At 45.5% G+C, this 26699-nt stretch carries 14 protein-coding genes; 7 read left to right on the forward strand and 7 right to left on the reverse strand.

All coding sequences use genetic code 11. The features are described from left to right. Positions 1-3: 3 nt before the first annotated feature. Both STSP1_RS05330 and STSP1_RS05335 read right to left on the reverse strand, forming a co-directional pair. A complete protein-coding gene (locus STSP1_RS05330; RefSeq protein WP_085755358.1) occupies positions 4-4815 on the reverse strand; it encodes a LamG-like jellyroll fold domain-containing protein in 4812 nt (1603 codons plus the stop codon). Positions 4816-4910: 95 nt separating this feature from the next. Beyond that, a complete protein-coding gene (locus STSP1_RS05335; protein ID WP_085755359.1) occupies positions 4911-7493 on the reverse strand; it encodes a PhnD/SsuA/transferrin family substrate-binding protein in 2583 nt (860 codons plus the stop codon). Positions 7494-7728: 235 nt separating this feature from the next. Here STSP1_RS05335 and STSP1_RS05340 point away from each other — a divergent pair, with 235 nt between their 5' ends. Continuing rightward, complete coding sequence (locus STSP1_RS05340) at positions 7729-9063, forward strand: chorismate synthase (RefSeq protein ID WP_085755360.1); 1335 nt, start codon at positions 7729-7731, stop codon at positions 9061-9063. A 206-nt stretch (positions 9064-9269) separates the two neighbouring features. Here STSP1_RS05340 and STSP1_RS05345 read toward each other — a convergent pair whose 3' ends face one another. Then, positions 9270-10064 (reverse strand): PEP-CTERM sorting domain-containing protein, encoded by a 795-nt coding sequence (locus STSP1_RS05345; RefSeq protein ID WP_085755361.1) that lies wholly within the window; start codon positions 10062-10064, stop codon positions 9270-9272. A 536-nt stretch (positions 10065-10600) separates the two neighbouring features. Here STSP1_RS05345 and gap point away from each other — a divergent pair. The 6 genes from gap to STSP1_RS05375 all read left to right on the forward strand — a co-directional run bounded on the left by gap (position 10601) and on the right by STSP1_RS05375 (position 17259). After that, a complete protein-coding gene (gene gap, locus STSP1_RS05350) occupies positions 10601-11623 on the forward strand; it encodes a type I glyceraldehyde-3-phosphate dehydrogenase (protein ID WP_085755362.1) in 1023 nt (340 codons plus the stop codon). Positions 11624-11978: 355 nt separating this feature from the next. Continuing rightward, the gene (locus STSP1_RS05355; RefSeq protein WP_085755363.1) at positions 11979-13184 is read left to right on the forward strand and encodes a putative porin; all 1206 of its coding nucleotides are present in this window, start codon (positions 11979-11981) and stop codon (positions 13182-13184) included. Positions 13185-13312: 128 nt separating this feature from the next. Then, positions 13313-14302, forward strand: coding sequence for an AAA family ATPase (locus STSP1_RS05360; protein ID WP_085755364.1), 990 nt, complete (start codon positions 13313-13315; stop codon positions 14300-14302). A gap of 35 nt (positions 14303-14337) precedes the next feature. Continuing rightward, positions 14338-15225, forward strand: a complete 888-nt coding sequence (locus STSP1_RS05365; protein ID WP_085755365.1) for a DUF58 domain-containing protein — start codon at positions 14338-14340, stop codon at positions 15223-15225. Next, positions 15222-16205, forward strand: a complete 984-nt coding sequence (locus STSP1_RS05370; RefSeq protein ID WP_085755366.1) for a hypothetical protein — start codon at positions 15222-15224, stop codon at positions 16203-16205. The genes STSP1_RS05365 and STSP1_RS05370 overlap by 4 nt, the downstream gene beginning before the upstream one ends. Then, positions 16198-17259 carry a vWA domain-containing protein gene (locus STSP1_RS05375; RefSeq protein WP_085755367.1) on the forward strand — a complete coding sequence of 354 codons (1062 nt, stop codon included), beginning with the start codon at positions 16198-16200 and terminating at the stop codon, positions 17257-17259. The genes STSP1_RS05370 and STSP1_RS05375 overlap by 8 nt, the downstream gene beginning before the upstream one ends. Before the next feature lie 183 nt (positions 17260-17442). Here STSP1_RS05375 and STSP1_RS05380 read toward each other — a convergent pair whose 3' ends face one another. The 4 genes from STSP1_RS05380 to STSP1_RS05395 form a co-directional block, all read right to left on the reverse strand. Beyond that, positions 17443-19683: a chitobiase/beta-hexosaminidase C-terminal domain-containing protein gene (locus STSP1_RS05380; protein ID WP_085755368.1), complete on the reverse strand. Its 2241-nt coding sequence runs from the start codon at positions 19681-19683 to the stop codon at positions 17443-17445. Between the two features lie 470 nt (positions 19684-20153). Next, positions 20154-22277, reverse strand: a complete 2124-nt coding sequence (locus STSP1_RS05385; RefSeq protein WP_085755369.1) for a beta-galactosidase trimerization domain-containing protein — start codon at positions 22275-22277, stop codon at positions 20154-20156. A 41-nt stretch (positions 22278-22318) separates the two neighbouring features. Beyond that, positions 22319-25330 carry an alpha-mannosidase gene (locus STSP1_RS05390; protein WP_085755370.1) on the reverse strand — a complete coding sequence of 1004 codons (3012 nt, stop codon included), beginning with the start codon at positions 25328-25330 and terminating at the stop codon, positions 22319-22321. A 174-nt stretch (positions 25331-25504) separates the two neighbouring features. Next, complete coding sequence (locus STSP1_RS05395) at positions 25505-26164, reverse strand: PEP-CTERM sorting domain-containing protein (protein WP_085755371.1); 660 nt, start codon at positions 26162-26164, stop codon at positions 25505-25507. Positions 26165-26699: the final 535 nt, after the last annotated feature.

Here is a 26699-nt window from a genome sequence, read left to right on the forward strand (position 1 = left end):
TCTCTACTGCCCGCTTGTGAGCCAGTAGTCAGCGAGAATTACGAGGTCTGACTCATCTATGATTCCATCTGAGTTTAAATCGAAATCTGGTTCAAACTCCGGCGAGCTTCCGGAAAGCATCCAGCTTGATGCGAATACGCCGAATTCTGTAATCCCAACCCCTTCGGGGCAGAGGAAATCTAAACCATCCCGCTGCCATTCAAGAATCGGCATTTCCCCGCATCCAGTGCAGAGATACCATTTATCGTTCGTGCCGTCTGAATCTGTGCAGGCGAAATCCCATGCGGAATAAGTAGCTTTTTCGGTGAGCTCGGAATCAAGCCTGCCCTCGCCTCCAAAGCTTTGGGCTGCGCCGGAAGATTCAGTTCCGTAGAAGCTGGCGTCAACATTTTCCGCTGCTCCGGCACCTGCAATTCCGTAAGTGTTAGAAGCATTCAGGCTGCCGGCAAAGAGGCAGTTTTGAATAAGGCCGCCGGTGTTGTCTGCTGTTATTCCGCCAGCATCTTGCACAGCAAAAAGAAAAGCATCAACCCTGCAGTTGGAAATTATGCCCTGATTGAGGCCTGCAATACCGCCTACGGTACTGTAAGGCTGAGAAACCACTCCCCTTACCACGCAGGAATCTATTGCGCCTTGGTTAATTCCAGCCAATATCCCTGCAACGCTCCCGCCTGAAGACTGGAAGTAAACATCCAATGCCAGATTTTTCACTTCCCCGCCTGAGCCGATTTTTCCGAAGAAGCCAATGTTATCGCTGTAGCCCGCATCATACTGAAGGCCGTAGAGCCTGCTGCCCTGTCCGTTAAATGTACCTTCGAAGGCAGCCTCTTGAGACCCTATTGGAGAAAAGCCGGAAATACTGCCGCAGTCTATATCATTTGCGAGAATGAAGCTCTTATCGTAATCTGCTGCCCGCATTGACAGCTCCTGAATATGCTGAGCATTTTCTAATATGTATGGGTTTTTAGCAGTTCCCTCGCCTCCGCCGTATGAGTAAACAGTAGAAACGATTTCAGACTGGGGCGAAACATTCCCGCTTGTATCAACAGCCTCGATATAATAATAAGCGTGTTCGCCGGAGGTTGAAAGATAATCAATCACGGATGTAACCTTGAATCCGCCGGCAAAGAAAGAGAAGCCTTCATCCGGACTGCTGGATTTATAGATTCTGTATTGGTCAAGATCGGGTGCAGGTGAGCTGTCCCAGCCCAGCGAAACGCTTGAACCGCTAACCTGAACATCAAAGCCTGTAACAGCAGGCGGAGCAGTTGAATCGCCTACGCCGGCATATACAATTCTCACCTTGTCCAGATGGAAGCCGTCTTCGGCCGCGCCGACTCTGAATGTATAATCTCCCGGGCTGAGCACTTTGGATTTGCAAAGCATAACATCCCAGTAAAGCGAATCTGCATTGCTTTCCCATAGTTCCGGCTGCTCATCGTCGCCTGTTATGTCAATCCAGAAGGCATCGTTATCTGCAGTAGAGCCGCCTGTTTCTGTCGGGCGAACAGTAAGCACGAATTTAACTTCGCCTTCGCTTTCAACGCTGAAATCGTACTCAGCCCAGCCTTCCTCAGGCGGAGCGGCGGTGCTTCCTGTTCCTGCAGCGGGGGTAACATATGCCCCGCCGGAAGCGCTTTCATCCTGAATAACAACCATCGGATAGCTTAACGTATCTGCATCTTCTGCTTCGAGGTAGAAACGCAGTTTGTCGTTGGTTTTGAAATTCCAAACCGTGCCCTGAACCGTAGGCTGACCATCTTCAACAGTATCTACGCGCCAGTAATAATCAACAAAAGGCGAGAGCCTTTCAGGCACAGGGAAACTCATTCCGCTGACTCTTCCCAGATAGCAGTCTGAGCTGAGCCCAGCGTTTTGCACTTCGCTTTCGCTGGGCGAAAGATAAACATCGTATGCCTCGCCGGGCAGCGGGCATTCCCATTTGAGCTCAACATTGAGCTCAGCATTCTGGAAGCCGTTTTCCGGATCAGGATTAACTGCGATATTGCTCAAAGCCGCAGATTTTATCTGATCATAGTTAAGCGAATAGTTGTAGATACGCGTATCATCAAGCTGCCCTTCAAAGAATCTGTCTTCCATATCATCGCGTCCGATTACAGTCCTTCCATTAAAGGTGTTGGGGGTGTGCTCTCTTGTGTTTACCCAGCTCTCCCAGCCGCCGGAAGCGGTGTATTTGTAGAGCGTTGCCTTATCCGGCTCAATGACCACTGCACCAAATGACCACTCATCCTGAGCGAGATTGAGGCCGGTATTCTGATCCCAGCTGCCCTGACCGTCCCAGTGATACCTGAGCTGGTTGCCCGATAAGTGCATACCAATTGCATTGCCGTTACGGTTCATCAGGATACCTTTTACCCCTGAGTTTACGCCTGTGGGCCTTATCCATGAAGTTATGGTAACTGTATCCGTGCTGTAAAGCTCTAAGCCTGTTATATCGGCAAAGTCGTCTGTGCCGTCAAGTTCGACGGCGCCTTTGTAGAAGCCTTGTGTCCAGCAGTTTACGGTATCCATATTATTCAAAACAGCATCATTATCGCCTGTGCCGGAATCAGCAGCTAAGGCGCCGCTGTTTTCATCGAATTTCCAGTGGCCAACAAGAGCAGGCTCCTGCATGTCAACTCTTATTTTTCTCTCTGAGGTCTTGTTGTTTGTTGTATCTGTTATTGTTACAACAGCGTAGTATATCCCGCCCTCGCTCATCTGAGGAGCATTTGAATCAAGGCTGGCGCTGAGAACAAAATCCCCGCCTGCATCTACAGTGCCGGAAGTATTGTTAAGGTTGAGCCAGCTCTGGTCGGACTGGGCTGTCCAGTTGTAGGCGGCATCAGAGGTATTCATAAGAGTATATTCCACTGTCCCCTCTGAGAACCAGTCGAAAGTGTTGTTATCCTCTGTGGTATTCATTAAGCTGAAACTTATCCCTGAACCGTACTCCCCTGCTCTTACCCATACATCTTCAACGGGCGTTATCATCATATCCGGCAGGTCAGAGTAAACTACAACAGATGGATCGCCATACATCGTTGTTCTTTTCTGATTAGCTTCTATACCATACCTAAGAGAATCATCTTTGGAGATACCGCAGCTCATGCCGGAAAGAACATTTTTGCCGTATTGATATACATTATCATTTCGATCGGTATAATCCCTTTCGCCTGGATGGTAGTAAAGATTCCTCGATCCGCCGACAGTATTTATTCCGCCGTGTTTAAGGATTGTATATGCAAGATTTCCGCTGTTCTCCGGCCAAGCATTCTGGCAAGACATCTGCCATGTTGCACCGGGTTTGCTGTCGTCGAGCGAGGGAACGTTCCATGTTCCGATAATCCCGCCTGCAGAAGTCTTGCTGCCGTGGGTTTGCCATAATACAAGCCCTGCAGGCTCATCTCTCCAAACCTTCCAGCCTTTCTTCTCATCCTTGAGAAACTCCGGCGGAGAAATGCAGCCGTAGTCTTCTTCATAAACTCTTACAGTATCGAATCCCTCCGGCTCGGCAAGATTCTCCATTACCTGCTCGCCAAACTGATATACAGGCGTTTTATCATCCAGCGGGACAACCGGCGTGAGCACTTTCGCCCTCCAGTCGGTATCTTGGGCATTTTCATAATCTATTGTCTTCTGGAGGATATGGTCTAAATCTGCGGGCACCTTGTAATACGGAATGCGCCCTACAGATAACTCCCAATAAATATCATCTTCATTTTGTAAGTCTTGAACATTCAGATTGGAATAAAAGTAATCTGTTGGGATATCATCGCTCGGATCTTCTGGCGTAAATTTATCAATGTTATCATCATACATCAGCATAGGAACATTTCCCGTAGCCGGCTCTGGCCTGCCGATCAAAAGCACATACTGCAAGTCAAGGGAAAGGTAGTTATCCGCAAGATACTGCCTTATCGCATCAAAACGGGGACGCCCCTTTTCTGTATCTCCGTACTGAGCCTCCTTGATAAGGTGAACAGTAAAACCCATTGATTCTTTATGCGCAATAAAATCATCGAGAACCTCGCTGTCCTCGTGAATCTGGTCAACCGTTACTATCGCATAGCCCGGCCCGTCAAGGGTTTCATAGCTGCTTGTTTTCACGGGTTCTGAAAATTTGCTAAGTTCAGAAGGCGGGATCTGGGCGTCATAGTCAGGACTTAGCTCGTCGAAATTTGCCGCAAGCTTTTTCACTCTCGGACCGCCCGAGCCGTCGAAGCCCGATTCGCTGAGAGTCTGCGGAGCATTGATCCAGTCAACGCTGTATCTCCCGCCGGCAATAACACTCACCTTGCCTGTAACGGGGTTATATTTAACAGCAGGAATAGAAATCTCAACAAGCTTCCATTCACGAAGCTTGCCCTTCGCTGTAATACGAACATCCTCTTCGGGGAAAACCGCATCTCGCTGGTATATATTCTGATCTCTTCGGTTTTCTATATCGCTGCCCTCAGGCCAGTTGTAGTCATTGCCTGCAGAAGAGGCCATAGGCGGGGCGGGAACTATGCTGTAATCGCCCTCCAGTTCGCTGTAAACCACTTCACCAGATGCAGTTATGCTGGACATATCAGCATCCGGCTCAACCAGAAGCGTAACAGCTTTCCATGGAATCTGGGGCTCGCCCGGGGCGTTAATGTACGACCCGCCTTCAAACTTTGGCAGGAAGCCGTCATCAAATTCTTCAAAGGCAGCTGAAGGGGCAGGAAAACTGCTCCTGCTTTCATCGCCAGAATTAACTATGATTTCTCCGCAAAAGACCGCTGAAGCAGTCAAAAGGACAGCAAATGCACAAAAATAAAACTTGCTCATCTAATTAAACCTCTTAATAGACGGGATTAGAAATAGTTTTCAGTATAGTGAATTGTAGATATCCTAGAGATGCTGATTTTTACATAATATTTTTTTCAGTTGAGAAATTCTCTTAAACAATCGGAAATTTGAGAATAGAGGCTTTCAAGTTTCGGCAAGAGCGAACGGGCCTTTTCTGTCTCTCCGTTTCTCCCGCAGAGTTCCAATTCGAGGCACAGATTAGACAGTTTTTCCGCTGCCACATGCCTTGCAGAGCTTTTAAGACGGTGTGAATAAAGCTCCAGATCCTTTTGATTGTTCTCGTCAACGGCCTGTTTTATCTTATCTAAGCATAGATAGCCGTCCTCTAAAAACACGCCTGCAAGCTGCTTTGCCATTCCCTCATCGCCGCATTTTTTGATAAATCTTTCTATAAGGCCGGCAGTATCATCAGAATTTTCCTCTTTAGTTTCTGATTGCGGCGAATCATCATCACCTAAATACTGCTCCAAAGCGCTAATAAGCTTAATTCTGTCTATGGGCTTTGAAAGGTAGTAATCGCAGCCTGCGGCGAGACATTTCTCTCTGTCGCCTTTCATAGCGTTGGCCGTTAGAGCTATTATCGGGCCGTTCCAGTTTTGCTTGCGGAGCCTCTGTGCTGCCTCGCATCCATCCATCTCAGGCATCTGTACATCCATAAATATGAGCCTGTAAGACTTTTTCATAGCCATATCAACTGCAAGCTGCCCGTTCTCGGCAACATCTACATCAAGCCCCATCTTTTCGAGGTAAATCCTTATAAGCATCTGATTTGTTGGGCTGTCTTCTGCCACAAGTATGCTGCCGGAGAACTGGTTAGTAAGCTGCTGATGATTTTCGTATGAGGCCTCTTTCAGATTGAGCCTGTCCATCCTCGCCTGCGAATTAACATCCAACCCAGCAGGTATTGAAAGGGTGAACGTGCTGCCGAGCCCTGGCTCACTGCTGCATTTGAGCTCTCCACCCAGAAGGCCTGCGAGTTTCGATGTTACGCTCAGCCCAAGCCCAGTACCCCCGTACTTTCTGGCTGTAGATTCCTCGGCCTGAGTGAATGGGTCGAAGATATGCTCCAATTTATCATTGCTTATACCAACCCCAGTATCTTCTACTGCGAAAGAGATCCAGTCATCGCCGTTTTTCCTGAACGTTGAGACGATTATATGAACATGGCCGGAGTTGGTGAATTTAACCGCATTGCTGCAAAGATTTATCAGGCACTGATTCAGCCTGTGCTGATCTGAAACTATATTGGCAGGGATTGCGCCGTTTTCAATGATGCCGAATTCAAGCTTCTTCTCTTTAACCTTCTGATAAATGATTGATTCCACATTATTGAGAAGCCGGCCAAGAGAAAATTCGTTTACATCAACCTTCATTCTTCCCGCTTCGATTTTAGAGAAATCGAGTATATCATTTATAAGCTCAAGAAGAGATTCGCCGCTGATGCTTATCTTTTCAACATAGCTTCTTGCCTCTCCGGGCAGGTTAAATTCCCTCAAAAGATCGCAGAATCCTATAATTGAATTCATCGGAGTTCTTATTTCGTGGCTCATATTTGCAAGGAATCTCTCCTTGGCACGGTTTGCCTCCTTGAGCTGTTTTTCCGCGTTTTCTCTTGCCCTTATTTCCTTCTCTTTAGAAGCAGTTGATAAATGCAGCTTCCTGTTTAAAAGCACAAGCCAAACAAATACAAGACCAAGAACAAGACCTGCAAAGAGAATGAAAAATATTGAATTTCTAAAATTCTTAAAGACCTGCGCGAGAGTAACTTTCCCGTGCATTTCATAAGGCTTATATCTGATCTCTCTGAGGCATTCACGAACTGATTTGTAATGGCTTGGTACTGTCCATCCGCCGATATTAGCCTGAACGGCAGCATTATGCCCTTCCGGCATATTCAAAAGAGCAACCGTAACCCGCTTGGAAACAGTTGCAGGGATATGTTCAAGTGCTGAGAAAGGCCATTCAGGATAAGTTTCAGTGGAATGAAGGAACGGAAGATCTTCGTTTGTGCAAGATTCAACTATCTTAAAATCGTCAAGATTTATTTTTCCCTCAGCCGCAAGCCGCTCCAGACTGTTGCTTCGAACAATCCCTGCATCTGCAGAACCCTGCTGAACAGAATAGACAACTTTATCATGGCTGCCTGTGAAGCTCAGCGAGCTGAAATCCCCGGGCACATCAAGGCCGTCAGCCACAAGCTCTCGTTTTACAGCAAGCCATCCTCCAAAGGAATTCCTGTCAACAGCGGCAATGTGAAGGCCTTTTAAGTCTCGAAATCTTTCAAAGCTTTTGTCTTTAAGGCAGAAAACAATGCCGGCAAAGCTGTTTATGTTTCCCGCAGGGCTTTTGTTTACGAGTGTGGCCAATCTTTTAACGTGATAATTGTATTCCAGATTTACATACACAGCTGGATTTGCCAGAACGAAATCCACCTGTCCGCTTTTAACAGCTTCCTCAATTTCATTAAAATCTAAAGGAACTATTCCGAAAGAATCTGACTCGAATTGATCACTGAGATACCCGCCCGTGGCAGACCATCTCTCCAGACATTTGGCATCCCCCCGTTTTGCAAGCACACCTATTTCATAATCATCGGCCTGAGCGGCGGCTGCCAAAAAGACGAGAAAAAGGAATATAATATTCACCGGTTTTCCCATTTTTTCTCCGTAATTGGTTATACTACATCATAACACGTATCATCATAACCTGCATAAAGCCGAAAGCAAACATTTTTATGACGCAAATAAAGGTTACTCCTTCAGTTAATGGCCGCTATAACCACGATACGTTTCTGTTTACAGTAACTTAAAAAAACTTATAATCTGAGAGGTTTATTAAAAGCATAGCGTAATTTTAGGGAAAGATTATTATCTTATATATTGGAGTAATGAAATGCTTGGATGCCATACAGGAAGAAATTTTCAGGTTAGCGTTGCAGGGGGTTCTTATCAGGACGGGCTTACATCTATGATTCACGGCTGCCCGCCCGGAATGAAAATCACCGAAAAAGAAATCTACGGCGACCTCCTTCTAAGAAAGCCCGGGGCAGATGAGCTCTCAAGCCCTCGAAAAGAGCCTGACCTGCCGATAATTTACAGCGGTATAAACAGCGCAGATACAGTGGAAGGGGCAGGCAACGCTTTCCTCACGAACGCAACGCCGCTTACTATTCTTATCCCAAACCTCGACAGGCACTTCATACATATAAAGCAGTATCAGGATACCAACAGAACGCCCCGCCCGGGACACGCATCCTACGCAACGTTTATGAAATACGGCCAGTCCGATGATGCTATCGGAGCGGGCATATTCAGCGGCCGCTACACCTCCACAATCGTAGCGGCGGGATATGTGGCCAAGAAGATTCTCGGTGAGCTGGGGATAAATGTATTCTCCTTTGTACGTGAGGCTGCGGGAGTGCAGTGTCCGGAGATGGATTACGAAGATATTTACCAGTTTACGCAGCGATACAAAGAAATGCGCAAAAACTACGACCCATTCTACCAGCAGATCTACGAAAAACAGCGAATACGCACAGAGATGCGGTTTCTCGAGAAAATGGCCGTTTTAGCAGAGGTGGAAAATGAAATAGACAAGATCAGGGCTGACGGGGAAGAGATGGAGCCTGAAAAAATCAAATCCGAATACGATGTGCACCATATCCTCTGCTGCCCGGACTACAAAGCAGCCTGCGAGATGGTTGAGGCGTGCGGAAAAATCACCAAAACCGGTGATTCCTCCGGCGGGATTGTGGAAGTGGCAGCTACCGGAATGCCCACAGGCCTCGGCGAGCCGGTATTCAGCAAACTCGATGCGGAGCTGGGCAAGATGCTCGGAATCGGAGCTGTTAAGGGAGTTGAGATTGGAGCAGGATTCAAGGCCAAGGATATGACAGGCCACCAGTGCAACGACCAAATCAGAAGCGAAAACGGCAAGGTAGTGTTCGATTCAAACAACGCCGGCGGAATCACAGGCGGAATCTCAAGCGGACAGAACCTCATTGCAAGGCTCGCTATAAAACCAACACCCACAATTGACAAAGACCAGCATACGATCGATAAATACACCCTTAAGAACACAAAGCTCTCGGCTATCACAAGAAGAGATCCCACAATCGTAGGGAGAATATGGCCGGTGGCTGAAAACTACACCGCAATAGTACTGCTTGATAATCTTATGAGCTTATATGGACAGAAAACCCTAATGGACAATCTCGGTAACAGCTGAAATTTACATCTTCCCTGCATATATACCGAAGCCGGCAATTCCAGCCGGCTTTATAATGTTATAGTGATTACACGCAGACTTCATTTATCCCGATACACACTTGGGAAAACACCTTCTGGAGAAACCAAGGTTTACAGACAAAGAAAGCTTGCGGCACACAGAAGCGGAGCTCAAGTTTCCGCCATTTTGTGGAACTGCTGAATCAATTATCTGCGTTTTCTTCTGAGCATAATCAGACCGCTGCCGAGCAGAGCGAGTGTTGCCGGCTCGGGTACAGTGCTGAAGCTGTTTAACGTGTATTCGAGGTCGTAGTTTTCTGAGCAGATATGCAGGCCAACCGCTTCCACCTTCGCCATGTCTATATCGGTGCTTGTGCCGTTGCCCAGTTTGGCGAATTCAACTTCGAAAGCCATTGGATTGCTCTCGCTTATCAAATTGTAGTTTGTATCCATCCATGAATTCGCTTCTGTATTTGCATTGTACTGATAAAGGCTGCTCTGACCTTCCATTTTTACAGTCAGGAGCACATCATTGAAAAAAGCAACCCCTGAATCTCCTTCATCAGCGTGTACAAATTCAATGCTGAATGCATCTGCCCCGCCTGCTGTTAAGTCTTGCGAGGGGGATAGCGAATCATTGAACGGATCATCATCAAGGTGATTTCCCCATCCGGCAAGGCCGTCGTAGCTTAGATAAATGCTTGGGGCTGCTTTATGGTTTGTAGTAACTGCAAATAGGCCGTTTGATATATTGGCAGTTGATCTGCCATCTGCCTCTGAAGATTCGCAGCCAACGCTTCCATCTCTTACTCCGCCCAGAACGTTTAAACCATTATTGCTCCACTCGGACTGATTACCCTGGCTTGTTTTGGTTACGTTCCCCTCGCTGAAGTCATCAATCATCACATACTCTGCATTTGCGTAAGACACCAGCAGAATAAATGCAACAAGAGCAAACACACTTTTGAGAATACTTTTTTCGTTAGAATCTTTAATAAACATAATCCAACCTTTCAATTTTGCCCGCTGAAAACCTTTTTTAGTTACATACTGGATAAGGCCAGCGGCTGTTCTTAAGATAAACAAAGCCTTTACTTCAAGGCCTTACTCCAATTGTATACAATAAAAAAAAGTTTAAACCAAAAAATACTCTCTTAAAAATAAAAATTGGGATAATACCCTAAAGAACTCCCTCGCTTCAAACCTGTGTGCGACAAATTTTTTGTCCACTTATTTCGTCCGCCGCAGGCGGACTACATGCGTGGCTCGGTTTAAACATTAGTATCGTGAAATCGCTGCGTAGTACTAACGACAATCAGAGCCGCACGTGGAGTCCGCCGAAGGCGGACAGAACAAGCGGATAGATTCGGCTTTAATATAGCTTTGCAAAAAAATATTGCCTCTCGCCTCAAACCTCCTGGAGCTATTATTTGCTTGACTATTAATTCTATTTAAATAAACTTGCCTGAGTTTGTAGTACGTTCCGAAGTGCGTATATACGTATATATTTAACGTTTAATATTATAGGAGATTGAACTATGGCAACAAAGGTTGCGATCAATGGTTTCGGTCGAATCGGAAGAGCTGTAGCTCGTGTTATCCTCCAGAACAAAGACCTCGGTCTTGATCTGGTAGCTATCAACGATCTTGCAGACCCCAAGGCTCTTGCTCACCTGTTCAAATATGATACAGTTATGGGCAAATGGGAAGGTGAAGTTTCAGTAAGCGGAGATGGGCTTGTTGTAAACGGCAAGGACATCAAGGTTACTGCTGTTAAGAGCCCTTCTGAACTCCCATGGAAAGAGATGGGCGTAGATATCGTTCTTGAATCTACAGGCATCTTCCGCACAAAAGAAGGCCCGAAAGGCGGCTACGGCGACCACATCAAGGCCGGTGCTAAGAAAGTTGTTCTTTCTGTACCAGCTAAGGATGAGATCGACGGGACAATCGTTCTGGGCGTAAACGACTCAGACCTCACAAAAGACATCGACTGCGCATCAAACGCAAGCTGCACAACAAACTGCCTTGCACCGGTAGCTAAGGTTCTCAACGACAGCTTCGGCATCAAGAGAGGCCTTATGACAACTATCCACGCATACACCAACGACCAGAACGTTGGCGATATGATCCACAAAGACCTCCGCAGGGCTCGCGCTGCAGCAGACAACATCATCCCCACCACAACAGGCGCTGCAGTTGCTGTAGGCAAGGTTATCCCTGATCTCAACGGCAAACTCAACGGCGGAGCTATGCGTGTTCCGGTAATCGACGGCTCATGCGTTGACCTTACAGTAGAGCTCGGCAAAGACGTTACTGCTGAAGACGTGAATGCTGCTGTTAAAGCGGCTGCTGATGGCCCAATGAAGGGCGTTATGGCTTACTGCGAAGACCCGATCGTATCAAGCGATATCGTCGGCGATCCGCACTCAAGCATCTTCGATGCTCTGAGCACAATGGTTATCGACGGCAATATGGTGAAGGTAATCTCATGGTACGACAACGAATGGGGCTACTCAAACCGCGCAGCAGATCTTATGAGCAAGATGGCTTCTATGCTGTAAATCAGGCTTGATGCTTGAAAATCAGAATGCAAAGCGGGTGAGCTGAGCTTGCCCGCTTTTTCAATGCGCATCTTTGGCAGCACTCCTCTCTAAAAGTTTCAAAATACAATTATAGCCTAAAAGTGGAAGACCTTAGGCTACAAATCAAATCTTACCCTTTCTTCAAGCTCAAGCAGAGCAAAGGCCGGCAGGCGGCAGCAAATTTATCAAACTTCCATCGGAGTTAGGCTTGAGTTAGCGAAATATTTGCGATTCTAACTATTTGCTAACAATATCCAAATTACAGCCTAACAATCTGCAATTATAAACTTAATAATTTCCTAATTTTAAGCAAACATCAGAAAGGTTTAACGAAATGCAGATTAAGACTAAGCTCGCAGCGGCCGCTTTTTGTGCAGTGATACTGAGCAGCGGATTCGCTTCAGGAAGTGCCGAAGAGATCGAGATGCTCCGTGAGGAGATAGCTAGCCTGAAGGAAAGGCTCAGCAAAATTGAAAGCTCCCAGCAAGCTCAGCAGGAGAAGACAGCAGAAATTGAAGAAAGCTTCGCCTGGGCGAGAGATTTGGAGCTCAGCGGAGATTTCCGCTACCGCTATGAAAATATCAATGCCGAAGGCAAAGACAACAGAGACCGCAACAGAATAAGGGCGAGAATCAGCCTGAAGGCGATTATTACCGATCAGATAAGCTATCATATGCGTCTTGCAAGCGGGAGCGACGATCCCACCTCTGCGAATCAGTCTTTAGACGGGGGTTTTGCGAGCAAGGATTTCTGGCTGGACAGGGCTTACATGAAATGGCGGCCTTCAGAAAGCTGGGAGCTTAATCTCGGTAAAACATCCAACCCGTTTTTCCGTCCGGGCGGAAGCCAGCTTCTATGGGACAGCGATGTAAATCCCGAGGGGGCTGCAATCAAATACAGCGGCAATCTCGGCGAAGCGAGGATTTTCGCAAATGCAGGCGGCATGTGGGTTGAAGAAAACAGCAGCGATGTTGATCAGGACCTCTTCGGTATGCAGGCAGGATTCGAAACCAAAATAGGTGAAACTGGGCTTTTGGCAGGCGCTGGATACTTCGATTACGGCAACGTTGAGGGCTCAAAAACGTTTTACACGGTAAACAACAGTGGCGGGAACTCCACCTTCACAGACGCAGGCATCGAAAAATACATCTACGACTACAACCTCTTCGAGGCTTTTGCGGAGATAAGCCTGCCCACAGAATTTCCCGTAACGCTGTTCGGCGACTACGTTCTCAACACCGCCTCGGACGTAGAGGAGGATACAGGCTGGCTTGCGGGCGTTGAGTTTGGCAGGGCAAAGAAGAAGGGCGATATGGCCCTCAGCTACAACTACCGCGACGTAGAGGCGGATGCGGCGATGAGCGCATTTACAGACTCAGACTTCCTCGGCGGGAGATTAGGCGGGGACGGCCACAAAATACAGGCCAAATACGCCCTCAACAAAAATGTTTCGCTGGCAGCGGCATTTATCACAGGCGAAATATCAGAGCCTGAGCTCAGCTACGACCGTTTACAGCTCGATTTGAAGCTTAAATTCTAAATATTCTCAGACGACCGGCATCTGTTTAACCCTGCAAACGCCTTAGCTGTGCTTGCATTAAACAAGAGCTGAAATATAATTCTGCCCGTGCTTTCAGCTCAAAAATTAATTCTAACGGAGATTTACAGATGCCGGTTGATATTGATAAAATCAATGCTCAAATCGAGGAAAAAAGCAGTATTATAGAGCCTCTTCTTTCGGAGGCTTCAAAGGCGGTTATCGGGCAGAGGTATATGCTGGAGAGGATGCTTATAGCAATCCTCTGCGACGGGCATATACTGCTTGAAGGTGTACCCGGGCTTGCCAAAACCACCGCAGTTACCGCTCTTTCGCAGGCGATTAAGGCCGATTTCAGGAGGATACAGTTCACTCCCGACCTTCTCCCAGCAGACCTAACCGGAACGCAGATTTACAGGCAGTCTGACGGGCAGTTTTACACCCGCAAAGGGCCTGTATTTGCGAATATAATCCTTGCAGATGAAATCAACAGGGCTCCGGCCAAGGTGCAGAGCGCCCTTCTGGAGGCGATGCAGGAAAAGCAGGTTACCATAGGCGACGAAACTTATCAGCTCCCACAGCCGTTCCTCGTTCTCGCCACGCAGAATCCGATCGAGCAGGAAGGTACGTACCCGCTCCCTGAAGCCCAGCTCGACAGGTTTATGCTTAAGATAAGCGTGGGTTATCCCACAAAAGAACAAGAACGGCAGATCCTCGATCTCAAAACAAACCCGAAGGCCGCAGAGGCGATCAATTCAGTGATCTCGCCCGATTCGATATTCCAGCTCAGAGAGGTGATCTCGCAGATATACATAGACCAGAAGGTGAAGGATTATATCGTGGAGGTGGTTCATACCACACGCCACCCATCTGTTATCAACGCAGACCTCGCTTCACTGATCAATTTCGGCTCCTCCCCGAGGGCTACAATCGCCCTTGCCCTTGCAGCCCGAGCTCAGGCCTTCCTCAAGGGCAGAGGATACGTAACCCCGCAGGATGTAAAAACCATCGGGATGGACGTACTGCGGCACAGGATCATCGTAAGCTATGAGGCCGAGGCGCAGGAGATCACCAGCGAGGATGTGGTGAAGATGATATTCGATAATGTGGAAGTGCCGTAAGGAACACCGCAGCCGGCTTTTTAGCGGTATCAGCTATGTTAGATAAAGACCTCACAGCAAAAATAAAGCGGATTCAGTTCTACACCTCGCACCTTGTAAGCGCAAGCTTCGCTGGCGAATATGAAAGCGTATTCAAAGGGCGCGGAATTCAGTTTGAGGACGTACGTGAATACGTCCCGGGCGATGATGTTCGGGATATAGACTGGAATGTAACTGCAAGGGAATTGAAGCCGTATGTGAAGCGGTTTGTGGAGGAACGCGAGAACACGGTGATCCTCGCTGTGGACGTTAGCGCTTCCGGAGAATTCGGCACTAATCACCGCAAGAAGAACGAGCTGGCCGCTGAGATTTCCGCTGTGCTTGCATTCGCTGCCACGAGGAACAATGATAAGGTGGGGCTGCTGATGTTCTCAGACAGAATCGAGCTTTTTGTCCCGCCGAGGAAGGGCAGAAAGCACGTTCTTCGAATAATACGCGAGATCCTGAGCTTCTCAGGCGAGGGAGTGGGAACGGATATATCATCCGCTGTGGATTATGTTGGCAAGATCGCCAAGAAACGCGCCACCGTTTTCCTCATCTCGGATTTCCCCCTGCCCTCCGCAGAAGACAGCTACATCCGTCCGCTTAGCCTGCTAAAGAGAAGGCATGATGTTGTGGGGATATGCGTTCAGGACAGGATGGAAAAGAGGCTCCCCGCAGCGGGGCTTATAGACCTTCAAGACCTCGAAACCGGCAAGACAATCACAGTTGACTGCTCAGACAAGGGGCTTCGAAGAAGGTTTGAAGAAATGTCTCAAAGGAGAAACGAAGAGCTCCAGACAGAGCTCAGAGGGGCAAAAATCGATTTTATAAACGTGGAAACAGGCGAGCCGTACATCAACGATTTTATCAAATTCTTTCATATGCGGAGAAAACGCAGATGATCAGAAGGGCTTTTTTTGCAATACTTATCGCAGGGTTTGCCTGTTTTGCCGCCGAGCTGAAGCTCTCAAGCGAAACGATAGAGGCCTCGCTCACCATTGATAAAACCCAAATCTCCTACGGAAGCAGCGCTGAGGCGGAAGTGGGATATTCAGCTAAAGGCGAGGAAGTTATCAGCAGGGCGAAGCTTGAGCCCGGCAGTGATAAAATAACGCTCCACGAAAAATCCAGATCTGGCTCAAGGCTCGTTTACGAGATTGAACCCGAACAGACCGGAAGCTTTGAGGTTTTGTTCAAATTTGTTTATACGGATTTCGAAGATCAGGAAGTGGTGCAGCCATTCGGAAAGATAGAGTTTGAGGTGTCTTCAGCTCTCTCAGATGAAGAGAAAAGCACGCTAAAAAACAAGGGAGCGGAAAAGCTCGTTAACAAGATAAGCCCCGAGCCAGAGCCTGCGGAGGTGCCGATAAACAAGCTTGCTGTTGCAGCCGGGGCAGCAGGGCTTGCACTTGCAGCTGCGGGGATATGGCTCTATATCTCAAAACGGAAAAAGAATGCCTTGCAAGAGGTTAAATACGTTCTTCCCCATAAATCCGCTTACAAATTCCTCGAAGCGCTGAAATTCCGCAATCTCCCGCAAAACGGGCAGATGAAGGAGTATGTTTATATCCTCAGCAATCTTTTGAGAAGCTATATTCAAGTTCGTTTCAGCCTCCCGGCAACCGATATGACTACCGAGGAATTTCTCGAAGATGCCGCTGAGAGGGGTATATTCTCCGCAGTGCAGAACAAAACCCTGCAAAGCTTTCTTGAAAAGGCCGATCTGGTGAAGTTTGCCGGGTTCTCACCTTCGATTGACCAGGCCGAAGAAATGATGGATTCGGCGAAGGATTTCATACGAACAACCGAAGATTATAATTTCCTCGTACCAGAGAAAGATGCGAAAACCATAGGCAAACCGCTGGAGGCTGAAGATGTTTGAATTTCACAGCCCCCTTGCCTTCCTTCTGTTTGGCGTTTTGTTTCTCCTCCTCGTTTGGAAAAGGCTGAGGGGCGGGAAACAGAAAAGCTTTATAAGCTATTCGGATATCAGCATTTTCTCCGGCTGCGGGACAGGCTGGAGAACGAGACTGGCATGGCTGCCGGATTTTCTGCGTGCTGCGTGCCTTGTACTTCTTGTTTTTGCGGCCGCAAGGCCGCGGGAGGGTACTGAGCTTTCGAACGTGTCAACTGAAGGAGTTGCTATGCAGCTTGTTGTTGACCGCTCCAGCAGTATGAACGAACCGATGGTTTATGAGGGGCAGAAGATAAGCCGATTCGACACTGTGAAGATGGTTATCGAAGATTTCATTACAGGCGGCAAGGGGAACCTTGAAGGCAGAAGGGGCGATATGATTGGACTCGTATCTTTCGCAAGGTATCCAGATACGCTCTGCCCGCTCGTACTCACTCACAACATCCTGATCGATTTTCTAAAGCAGTCTGAAACGGTGAAATACAAGCAGGAAGACGGCACCGCTATTGGGGATGCAGTGGCACTTGCAGCAGCACGCCTGCAGCAGGCTGAAACACAGATATCCGAAACCTCCGAAAAGCTCACCGGCCAGGAGGTTAGCAATAATTTTGAGATTAAGAGCAAGGTTATCGTACTTCTTACAGACGGGATGAACAATGCCGGCGAGAGGACGCCCGAAGAAGCCGCAGAGCTGGCAAAAAAATGGGGGATTAAGATTTATGCAGTTGGGATAGGCTCAAATATGCCCCAAAGATCAATCTTTGATATCGCAAGAGCCAAAATAGATGAAAGACTGCTCAACTCAATCGCAGACAAAACCGGCGGCTTCTATGCCCGCGCCGACAGCCCCAAGCAGCTAAGAGAAATTTACGAGAAAATCGACCGCCTCGAGGAAACCGAAATCAAATCCGTTGCATACTACAACTATGCAGAGAAATTCCAGCCCTTCGCCCTTGCTGCCTTCGCTGCTCTTTTGCTGGAAATTATCCTAAGAACAACTCTACTTAGAAAACTGCCTTAAACCTTGTTTTGCGAAAAATTTGCTAGAACGTCCCATTAAGTGAGTCTAAAAAGAGGGTTCCTTTTCTAAGCATAAATGCTGAAAAAATCCTTCAGACACACAATTCGGGACACTGCCTTTCAAATTGTAAAAATCCTTTACAAAGTATCCCGTCAAACCCCTGCCGAGGTAAAATTACTGCTTCTAAGCATCATCATTTAACACATTTTTATGATTATATTTGTAGGTATTGCTGTGAAAATCTATATTTGGATTGATTACAGCTTCCCCCTTAGGGGTAACCGTTAGCGGACGACGGCTTCCCGAGAAGGTGTTTTTATAAATTTCCAAATTACGCATGCATTCACGCTTGTCCTTGTCCATGATAAATTGAGGCATTTGCTCGCCTGATATATAATTGTTTCTAAACTCAATATTCTCTATTAAGTAGTAGTCTGGGTAATGCGGGTCTGTTACAGGACTCCATTTCAAGAAGCATTCGTTTCCGCGTACGTTATTGTCCCTTACAACATTTTTCATATTGAAAGAATGCCATGTGTGCTGAGCGATATCCCGGCCGAGCTGCAGGAATGTTTCGGCATTTTCCACAACATTGCCGATAATCCTGTAGCCGGAACCGTTGTAACGGAGGTTTCGGACAATATTGGATTTCCCTCTGCCCTGGGCATAAACGAATATATCGTATTCGCCGCTTGCGGTATTATCTGATATCAGCGTGTTGGCGTTGGTAAGAGACATCGCCACACCCTTGCGGCCGACAAATTCGTTTCCGTGAATCACAACATACTGGCTGTTTCGCTGGAAAGCCGAATAAGGAGCCATATCGTTGTTAGTCATATTCAAAATGCCTGCATGCTGGATATCCGGCCCGAAATAACAGTTTATAACACCGGCATTATGTATTCCGTCAAGATACAAGCCGTTCTTTGCTTCGAGGAAACGACAGTTTCTAAACCATGCATTGTCGCTATTGGAGGTGATATTAACCGTTCCCGGATGGCTGAGTGCATCTTGATCGTAGTTTCGAAAGGTGCAGCCCTCAAATAGTATATCGCATCCGTGGCGCCATATCATCGCAGTATCTGCCTTGCCCATACCATCGAAGGTCAGACCTTTAAAGTAGAAGTTTCCTGGCGGGTTGCTGAGGGTGCCCTTGTCGGCATACTCCATACTGGAAAAGCCGAAGATCATCTTATCACACTTGATAACAGCTCCGTTAGAAACGAAGTGAAGGTCTCCGCGTCTGAGAATAAGCATCGAGCCGGTAAAGTCGTAGTAATTCTTTTCCCTTTGCAGCGGAGCGGTGATGTGGTATGGCCCGTACTTCTTGTCGAAAAAGAGTGTTCCACCGGTTTTGGGAATTTCTTTTAGCGCCTCGGCGATTCCCGCCGTAACTGAAGATGGATTTTGCTTCCAAATCTCTCCAACATTTACAACAGGGTCAGGAGACTGGATTTCTTTTTCGAAATAATTACTGGATTCCGGGTTGTAAATATGCCTTGACCACCACTGCTCAACATCCTCTCCGAAGCCGACAGGATTAAACGGAACACCTCCTGTTTTACGGGAATTAACTTTAACCTCCCGAAATGCAACTTCCGAAGTCTTGCAGCCTTCATGGAATGCTGCCGCTTTTAGATTGGCGTTTCCGTGGAGGCGAATTGGGCCAAATACCTCGGGGCTGTAAAGTGTCGGTTCTGAGCCGTCAATAGTGTGCCTGATTACCGCGTTGGGGGTTTCAGTCCTTATTTCAGCAATTATAGGTCCTTCATCGCCCCCACCCCTGAGCTCAATTTTAGGTGTAGAAACCTGTTTTATTTCGCCATTGGCAGGGACAAGCGAAACATCATCTACCCAAACCTTTTCTCCCTCACCGATATCCCAAATCAGATAGATCCGACCTCTCTGGAAATTATTTGGTGTGGTAAATTTTGCAGAGACTTTTGTCCAATTAGATTCCTTGACCCATTTTGTTTTTGTTAGAGTGAGTTCAGCTGGGCTTATTTGTTTGAAAGAGGCGTGAACGCCTTTTCCGCCGCCTTTTACATCTCCAGCTAGATGTACGCTCAAGATGTATTCAGTTCCGGCAAGCAGTTTGATGTTATCGGAACCTGTGTAGGAAAACCCGTAGCGAGTAGATGTTTCGCCTTTGGAGGGGCCATCAATCCGCATGGAAAGGAGTCCCGAGTGGGTTTTCTCCGAATCGAATTTCACTTCCGGGTTGTTGTGCCAGTATTCAAACTCATAATCATAAATGTCTGCCTTGTAGAGTTTAACTTTTTCCGGCGTATATGCGATAGAAACCTGTGCCGACTCAAAAGAAGGGTCGTAAAGAAGATTCGGCAAATCCCGCGGCTGTGAGGAAAATGCTGCGGAAGCTGAAATCGCAATTACCATTGAAATGTAAAATCGGGTTGACTGCATTATAATACTCCTTTTTGAAAATAGAAAACTATATGTATCTCAGTCCACTTAATGGGTTACACCCCCAATGAGAAATCAGTGGTAATATAATGTTAATTTTTCCAATAATATCGAAATCACAGACATAGCTGCCCGCAGCCAAGACAATAGTTCCGCCTGTTTGAGGCAGATACCTTATAGCATCACTTATGCTCTCAACCGGATTTAGATTTACTGTATGGGCAGGCGAATCTATGTCAGGGCTAAAATTGGGGCTCTCAGGGTTAAATGGGTGCTGCTGCCACCATTCAGAGACATTTTGGTCGAAATCTATATTCGCTTTTGGAACTGCTGGGAGCTGGTTTGCATAACAAGCTCCTACACCAAAATCAAATAGAATTGCTGAGTAAACTACAGCGGCTAAAGTAATCCTCTTAATAACTGTATCCTTAAAAAACTTCTTAAAATAGTTAAAAGAGACTCTCGATTTTCTAGGGCCTTTCCAACTTCAATAAGTAGGTATTATGTTTTTTAGCATCAAAACTAATCTGACTGACAGGCTCATCGGCATAATACACATCTTCAAACACCTCTTTCACTCGATATTTGCCGGGTAAATTAAGCTTTTTAGTTTTACCTTCTAAGACAAAAATCCCCAGATAGCTCTTGTTGGCATAGATAACATCGTCATCCTCGCAATAGATATGCACTCCCGCATCTTTGATTATATTTTTGACCAATTGAAAAGGCAGCCCCGGAACGGCACAATAATAACTTTTCCAATTGTCAAATTCCTTTACAGCATATCCTGCCAACCCCCTGCCTGAGTAAAATGCCAATCCCTGAGCATCATCATCCTTAACGTAAAAGTTAATTTCTTTTTCAAGATGAGCCCCGAAACATCTATCCTCAAAGCCCTCAACTAGAGGATGGCTGTCATCTGCGTCAATTCTTGACTGAAAAATCATGTCTGTACATATTACATCAATTCCCGTAAGCTCCTTAATGTTATCCTGTTTGAAAACATCTTCCTTGTCCGGATTCAGCAATCCTGATGCCTGATAGAAAACCAATGAACGACCATTGGATTTTAATGAATCGACTATATTTCTGTATTTGTTATCCATACAAAAGCATGTCGGGAAAAAGACAGCTTTATATTTTGTCATGTCCGTTTTTTCTATATCATCGAGAAGCAGCAAGTCAACCGTGGTTCCAATTTTGCTGAATGAGTAATAGAAATTCTCCCAAAATGTTGACCGCTGATACTGTTTATCAAGACTTACATACCATGAAGCCCTTTCATCCATAACAACTGCCACATCAGATATTTGCCCCCTGTCTTCATCAACAGAATCTTTTGCAATCTGAACGCATTTTTCAATCGTGTCCAGCCTTTTAGGGTTTTCAAACCAGTGCCCGTTCAGGTCATACCACCACATAAGCTGACCCTTGCATAGTGAAAAAGCAAAATTCCTCTTCATCAACGCAGCATCTTCCTCATAATCACCCGCTTGTGACCAATTAATATCAATTTCTGAAGGCGGGGCGAAATCATCCTCAGCAAAATACCCTTTTCCTGCTACAAGCCCTGAATCCACCGCACAACTTTGAGACCAGCAAAAGCCCCCAGAATAGTCTTCTCTGAAATTTCTTGAAAAGTATTCCAACGGGCTGCATGTGAAATCCGGCCCATCTTTTCCCATCAAAAGATTAAGGGCTAAATGACCAGACTCAGCGAGCCAATAAAAGTTTGCAAGGCCTTGTGAATAGCCGTAAAATGTGCCAACTACAATTTTTTGCTCACCGTGAGCTTTTCGGAGATTATTTGTAACTTTAAGAATCTTTTGTGCACATAAAGTGTTGACAAAATTGTAATACTCCACAACAGGAGAAACTGATTCCAATGGATTAGGTTTATAGAAATACCCTAAGTCTCCAGATTCTCTGTCCAGCCTATCCGGCACATTGAATACTTTATCTGTGTTGTATTTATTTTGCAAATATTCGTTAAAGGCTTTCTGCATTACCGGACACAGATCGCTAACTCTCAAATCGCTGTATGACCTGAAAAACCACTCATTGGAATTGTAAGCAGTGGGCAAATAGCCAATGATATTATGGGCATAGTCCTGTTCTAAGACATGTTGAGCCAATGCGTTTATTGCATCACAACCAGCAGTTTCCCAGAAATCAGAGCCCAGAGACGGACTCGGCGGAGTTGCATGCTTGGCAGGGTCGATTTCATGACCTCTGACTAGACCGTATTTAGATACACCTTCAGGGTTGGCCTTGAGCCACCACTCAGGATTCATGGATTCTGCCTGTATTCGAATGATTATCTTTGCCTGTGGATTGACCTTTAAAACTGTTTTTATGCGCCAGTCCATTTTGGAAAAATCGTATTTATTTTCCTCTGGCCAATCAAAGAAAATAGGCACAAAAAAAACATCTACTCCCCTTTTCGACAAATCGTCAACACTTTTTAGAACTGTTTGCTCAAAAAGGGTGTCATCAGGCTGTTCAGTTGGCTTATAAGTAGTAAAAGGCTGGGCTTTGCCATCCAAGAACAAAGTCATCGCGCCTTTATGCATTTTCAATTCCGCATTTATCATTCTATGTTCCTCATTCAATCGAGACTCAAATTCAAGGTATATTATACTTTAGTTAAATTAAGTTTAATGTTTTTGATTTCCCACGGCTTAACATCAAGAACTATACCTGATGCCTGAACATCAATTTTTTGCAGATCATTTTCCAAGCCGTCTACCAGCCAAGCATCCTTTACAGGCATATCAGATGAAAGCACAGTCCGGCAATTGCTGCCTGTGGCTTCATATAATCTTACTATAATATCATTACTGTCCTGAGCCTTTTTAACCGTCTCAATTACAATGTTCTCATTATCTACAGTTAAGAAGCTCAGAGAGCTTGCAAGATCTTGCTTTTTATCAGGCAAGCTTTTGACGGTTAAAGGCATATTCAATTCGTATGAAGCACGTATTACTCCGCCTTCAATATGATCGCCTTTATGCGGGTAAAGAGAATAAACGAAGGTATGCCTGCCCTGATCGGCATCTTTACCGGGGAAATCGGGGCTCCTCAAAAGGTTTATATCAATAATATTGTCGAACACCCTGTAACCATACTTGCAATCATTTAGCAGAGCCACGCCTCGTTCATTTTGAGAAATGTCAACATATTTATGTGCACAGATTTCAAATTTGGCTTCATCCCAGCTCGTGTTCTTGTGGGTTGGACGCTTTATACTTCCAAACTGAATATCACAAGTTGCCTGCTCGGCCAGAATATCAACAGGAAATTCCGAACGCAGCATTTTGTGTTTTTCATGCCAGTCAACTGTTGTTTCAAAGTCCATCCTGCTGCTGCCCTGGGTCAATATTATCTTTTGCAAAATTCTTGACTTGTTATAAACATAATTTTGTTCAAGAACTACACAAGGCCCGTCTTTATAGGCTTTGGAGTTTTCAAGCTTAAAATATTCTACAGGTAAACAGCGATATTCGGTTTGTATGTCCCATGCATCACCATTATCGGTGTATAGTTTCAGTACATTTGCTTTCTCGCCTTTTCTAATTGCCTCAAATTCGTTGAATTTATCCCAAACTGATTTTATTGAACCATCTTGTGAGAATTCGACTTTCAAAGCGTCATTTTCCAAGAGCAGCTGCGTTGCCTTAAACTCAGCAAACTCAGGGATTTTTTTGCCAAACTCCTCAATCTTCCAGCCCATTGCAGATGCATTAACATTAGCCCAGTCTTGGCCTAATTTAACCCATTCATCTCGTTCCCATGATAGTGAATTGAAAACCATAACAGGATTTTCAGTTCCTGATGCGCCGATGTTCCCTGAAATATCTTGTAAAAGCCCTTGGGTTAAACCTTCAACCTCATCAATCATTATTTCATAACGCTGCAATGACTCATCGTGAACCCTCTTTATAGAAGAACCGGGCAGGACATCATGGAACTGGTAGAGAAGAACCTCTTTCCATATTTCATCAATCTTCTGCTGAGGATATTCAAATCCGTACAAGGAAGCTATAGAGGCCAATAATTCCAAATCTCTCAGTTTTACCTCTAGAAAACGATTGTATTTTTTATTCTTTGCCTGTGAGGTATATGTGCCCTGATGTTTTTCAAGATACAATTCCCCCCTCCACCGAGGATAATCCAAATCGTCTCTATCTATCTTTTTGAAAAACTCTTCACTGAATTCCTGCTTTACCGGCGGAACTCCTTGAAGATTCTTTAATCTTTCGAGCCGTTCGAGATGCTCTGCTCCCGGGCCGCCCCCGCCGTCACCAATACCATAAAGAAGAAGTGCCCTGTCGCTTACATTTTTCTGGGCATAATTATCTTCAACTTTTGAAATTGCCCTAGGGCCAGCGTGGCTGATGTAAGTCTCTTCAGGAAGGATGTGTGTAAGTACCGTACTCCCATCAATACCTTCCCAATCAAAAGTGTAATGTGGAAACTTGTTCACGCTGTTCCATGCGAGTTTTTGTGTCATAAAGTATCGCACACCGCAAATCTTCATAATCTGCGGAAGAGCAGCCGAATAGCCAAAGGTATCCGGCAGCCAGAGCATCTCTGTGTCCATCCCGAATTCACTTTGCCAGAAACGTTTTCCGTATAAAAACTGGCGGATTAGAGACTCTCCATTTGGCATATTCACATCAGATTCAACCCACATTCCGCCATGGAGCTCCCATCTTTTCTCCGCCACTTTGGCCTTAATCCTGTCATAAAGCTTGGGATAAGCTTCTTTTACCCATAAATATAGCTGCGGCTGCGAGCTGCCAAAAACATAGTCAGGATAACGGTCCATGAGTTCAAGGACAGTTGAAAACGTCCTTGCGGCCTTCCTAATAGTTTCCCTGATTGGCCACAGCCAAGCTAAGTCGATATGGGCGTTACCTGCAGCACTCAAGGTAAGACATGGGTCAGCATTCTTCCTGTTAACTTCAACAGCCAGAATTTGACGTGCCTTATCAATTTCTTCATCATTAAATGTTTGAAGGATATTCATGGAATCAAAAAGCACTTTCATTATCCTAGAATATCTCGCTGAGTTCTTATCCAGAACACAGGACAGTTCGCAAAGAATCCAATAATCATAATAAAGCGAACGTATGTTTTCATGACATACAGCGATCTGCGCCTGCTCTAGGGTACCGTCTTTTGACAATTCTCCAATAAGATCATTACAACCGGCATCTACCCATATATCAACTTTTTGACCCTCTTTGCCGCAATCATTAAACTGAAGCACTTTTTTGGCCGGTTCACCGTGAATTCTCTCATATATAGAGCTGCCATTGGTCAACCCGCGGACTGGATTACCTTCATCATCAAATACGCAGGCCTCTCCATTTACATCTATAAGAAGAACGATCTTCTTTGCACAACCCTCAGACGGAACAGAACCGGTAAAATGGAACCACGCGCAGTCAAACAAATCACCCCACTTCTCGCCCGGCTGCAAAGCTACCCTATCCCCAGTGGTTCTCTCGGGATATGAAAGAGGCTCTTTACTGGTGTATGCCTCAACTTCCAAATCGCTTATCGGTTCAAAGATTTTGGATTGGATAGTGTCTTTGAAGCTTAGAATTTTATGGTCACGTTCTTCAAAAAAATTAAACATAAATACTGTATCCTGACCTGATATATTTCAAATTTGCTTATAAAAACTAAGAATTTCGGCAGCAAACAAACCCTATTTTTAAACATACACTGCCCGAATTAATCGGACAGTGTATAATAGTTGTTCGTGTAATTATATCAATTCAATTGAACTGATATAAGTGGGAGTATCATTTTATTTCTTTCTCTTCCTGTAAAGAAGACAGGAACCGATACCAAGCAAAGACAGCGTCGCAGGTTCGGGGACAACTTGCATTGAAGCCCCGTCTACATAGGCGTAGTCCTCAACTGCAGAGTTGTCATTCTCGCTGTGATTAAATCTAATCTGGAAATTAAGCTCACCTTCAAAGGCCTCTGCAAAGGTATATTCTCCCGTAATCTCCTGCCAGTTTCCGTCAGTCTCTTTTACAAAATCTGAGACATACGCAACTGAAACTCCGCTGTCAACCGGATTAGTAACAAGCCTGAAGCCGAGTCCAGTGCCTGGACCTGTCGGGTCCCAGCCTGTTACATTTACCATCATACTCATTTCGACGGTATCGCCGGCATTATAAGACAGACCTTCATTTATGACATTTCTGCCAGTGTTCAAGCTCACCCCGTCCTCTTGCCATGTTGAATTAGACCTGATCTCGAGCGAACGAGAACCCTGAAAGGCCTTATCTTCGGTCCCCTGGGAATGAACTCCAGCATTCACATTCCAGTAATAGACCCACTCAGGATTGTCAAAGTCCCACTCTTCAAAAGAGCCATCCTTCAATAACTGAGCGTTGTAAGGGGCGGCAGTTGCTACCGCAACAACACTAACTAACGATAGAAATAGGATTTTTTTCATTTTTTCATCCTCTCAGAAAAAACATAATCAACATCGAACCTTAAACATAACTTCAACGCGAAGATTAGGCTCGAAAATCAAATTCCACACAAGCAATCCTTGGTGCCAAACATGTTGTACTAAAGATTTCATCATAATTAAAAGTTTACTGCATATTTTTAACATGAACCATTATATTACAATAACTTGAATCTTAACAATTGTCAAGTTAATTTCTTGAAATTTAAACAAAATAAAAAATTATTATTTGCTCATGCAAATAACACATAACCCAAAATAACGGCAAGAAACACTTGGACTATAAAACCCTTTATTATAAAAACTTATAGCTAATAATTATGTTTATCACTGCGTTCATCTGCATAAAAAACTAAAATAAGGCCAATATCCTATTACACGAAACATAAGCAAATATAAACCCGCTCTCCAAATTGGCAATACATATATAATATGAAATTAGGGGTTAAAATTACAGCCTTTTTATCAGATTTATGTTTCAACAAAAAGAAACTTATTCTTTTCTTATTTACTCGTT

It is taken from the genome of Sedimentisphaera salicampi, from assembly GCF_002117005.1.
GTDB lineage: Bacteria > Planctomycetota > Phycisphaerae > Sedimentisphaerales > Sedimentisphaeraceae > Sedimentisphaera > Sedimentisphaera salicampi.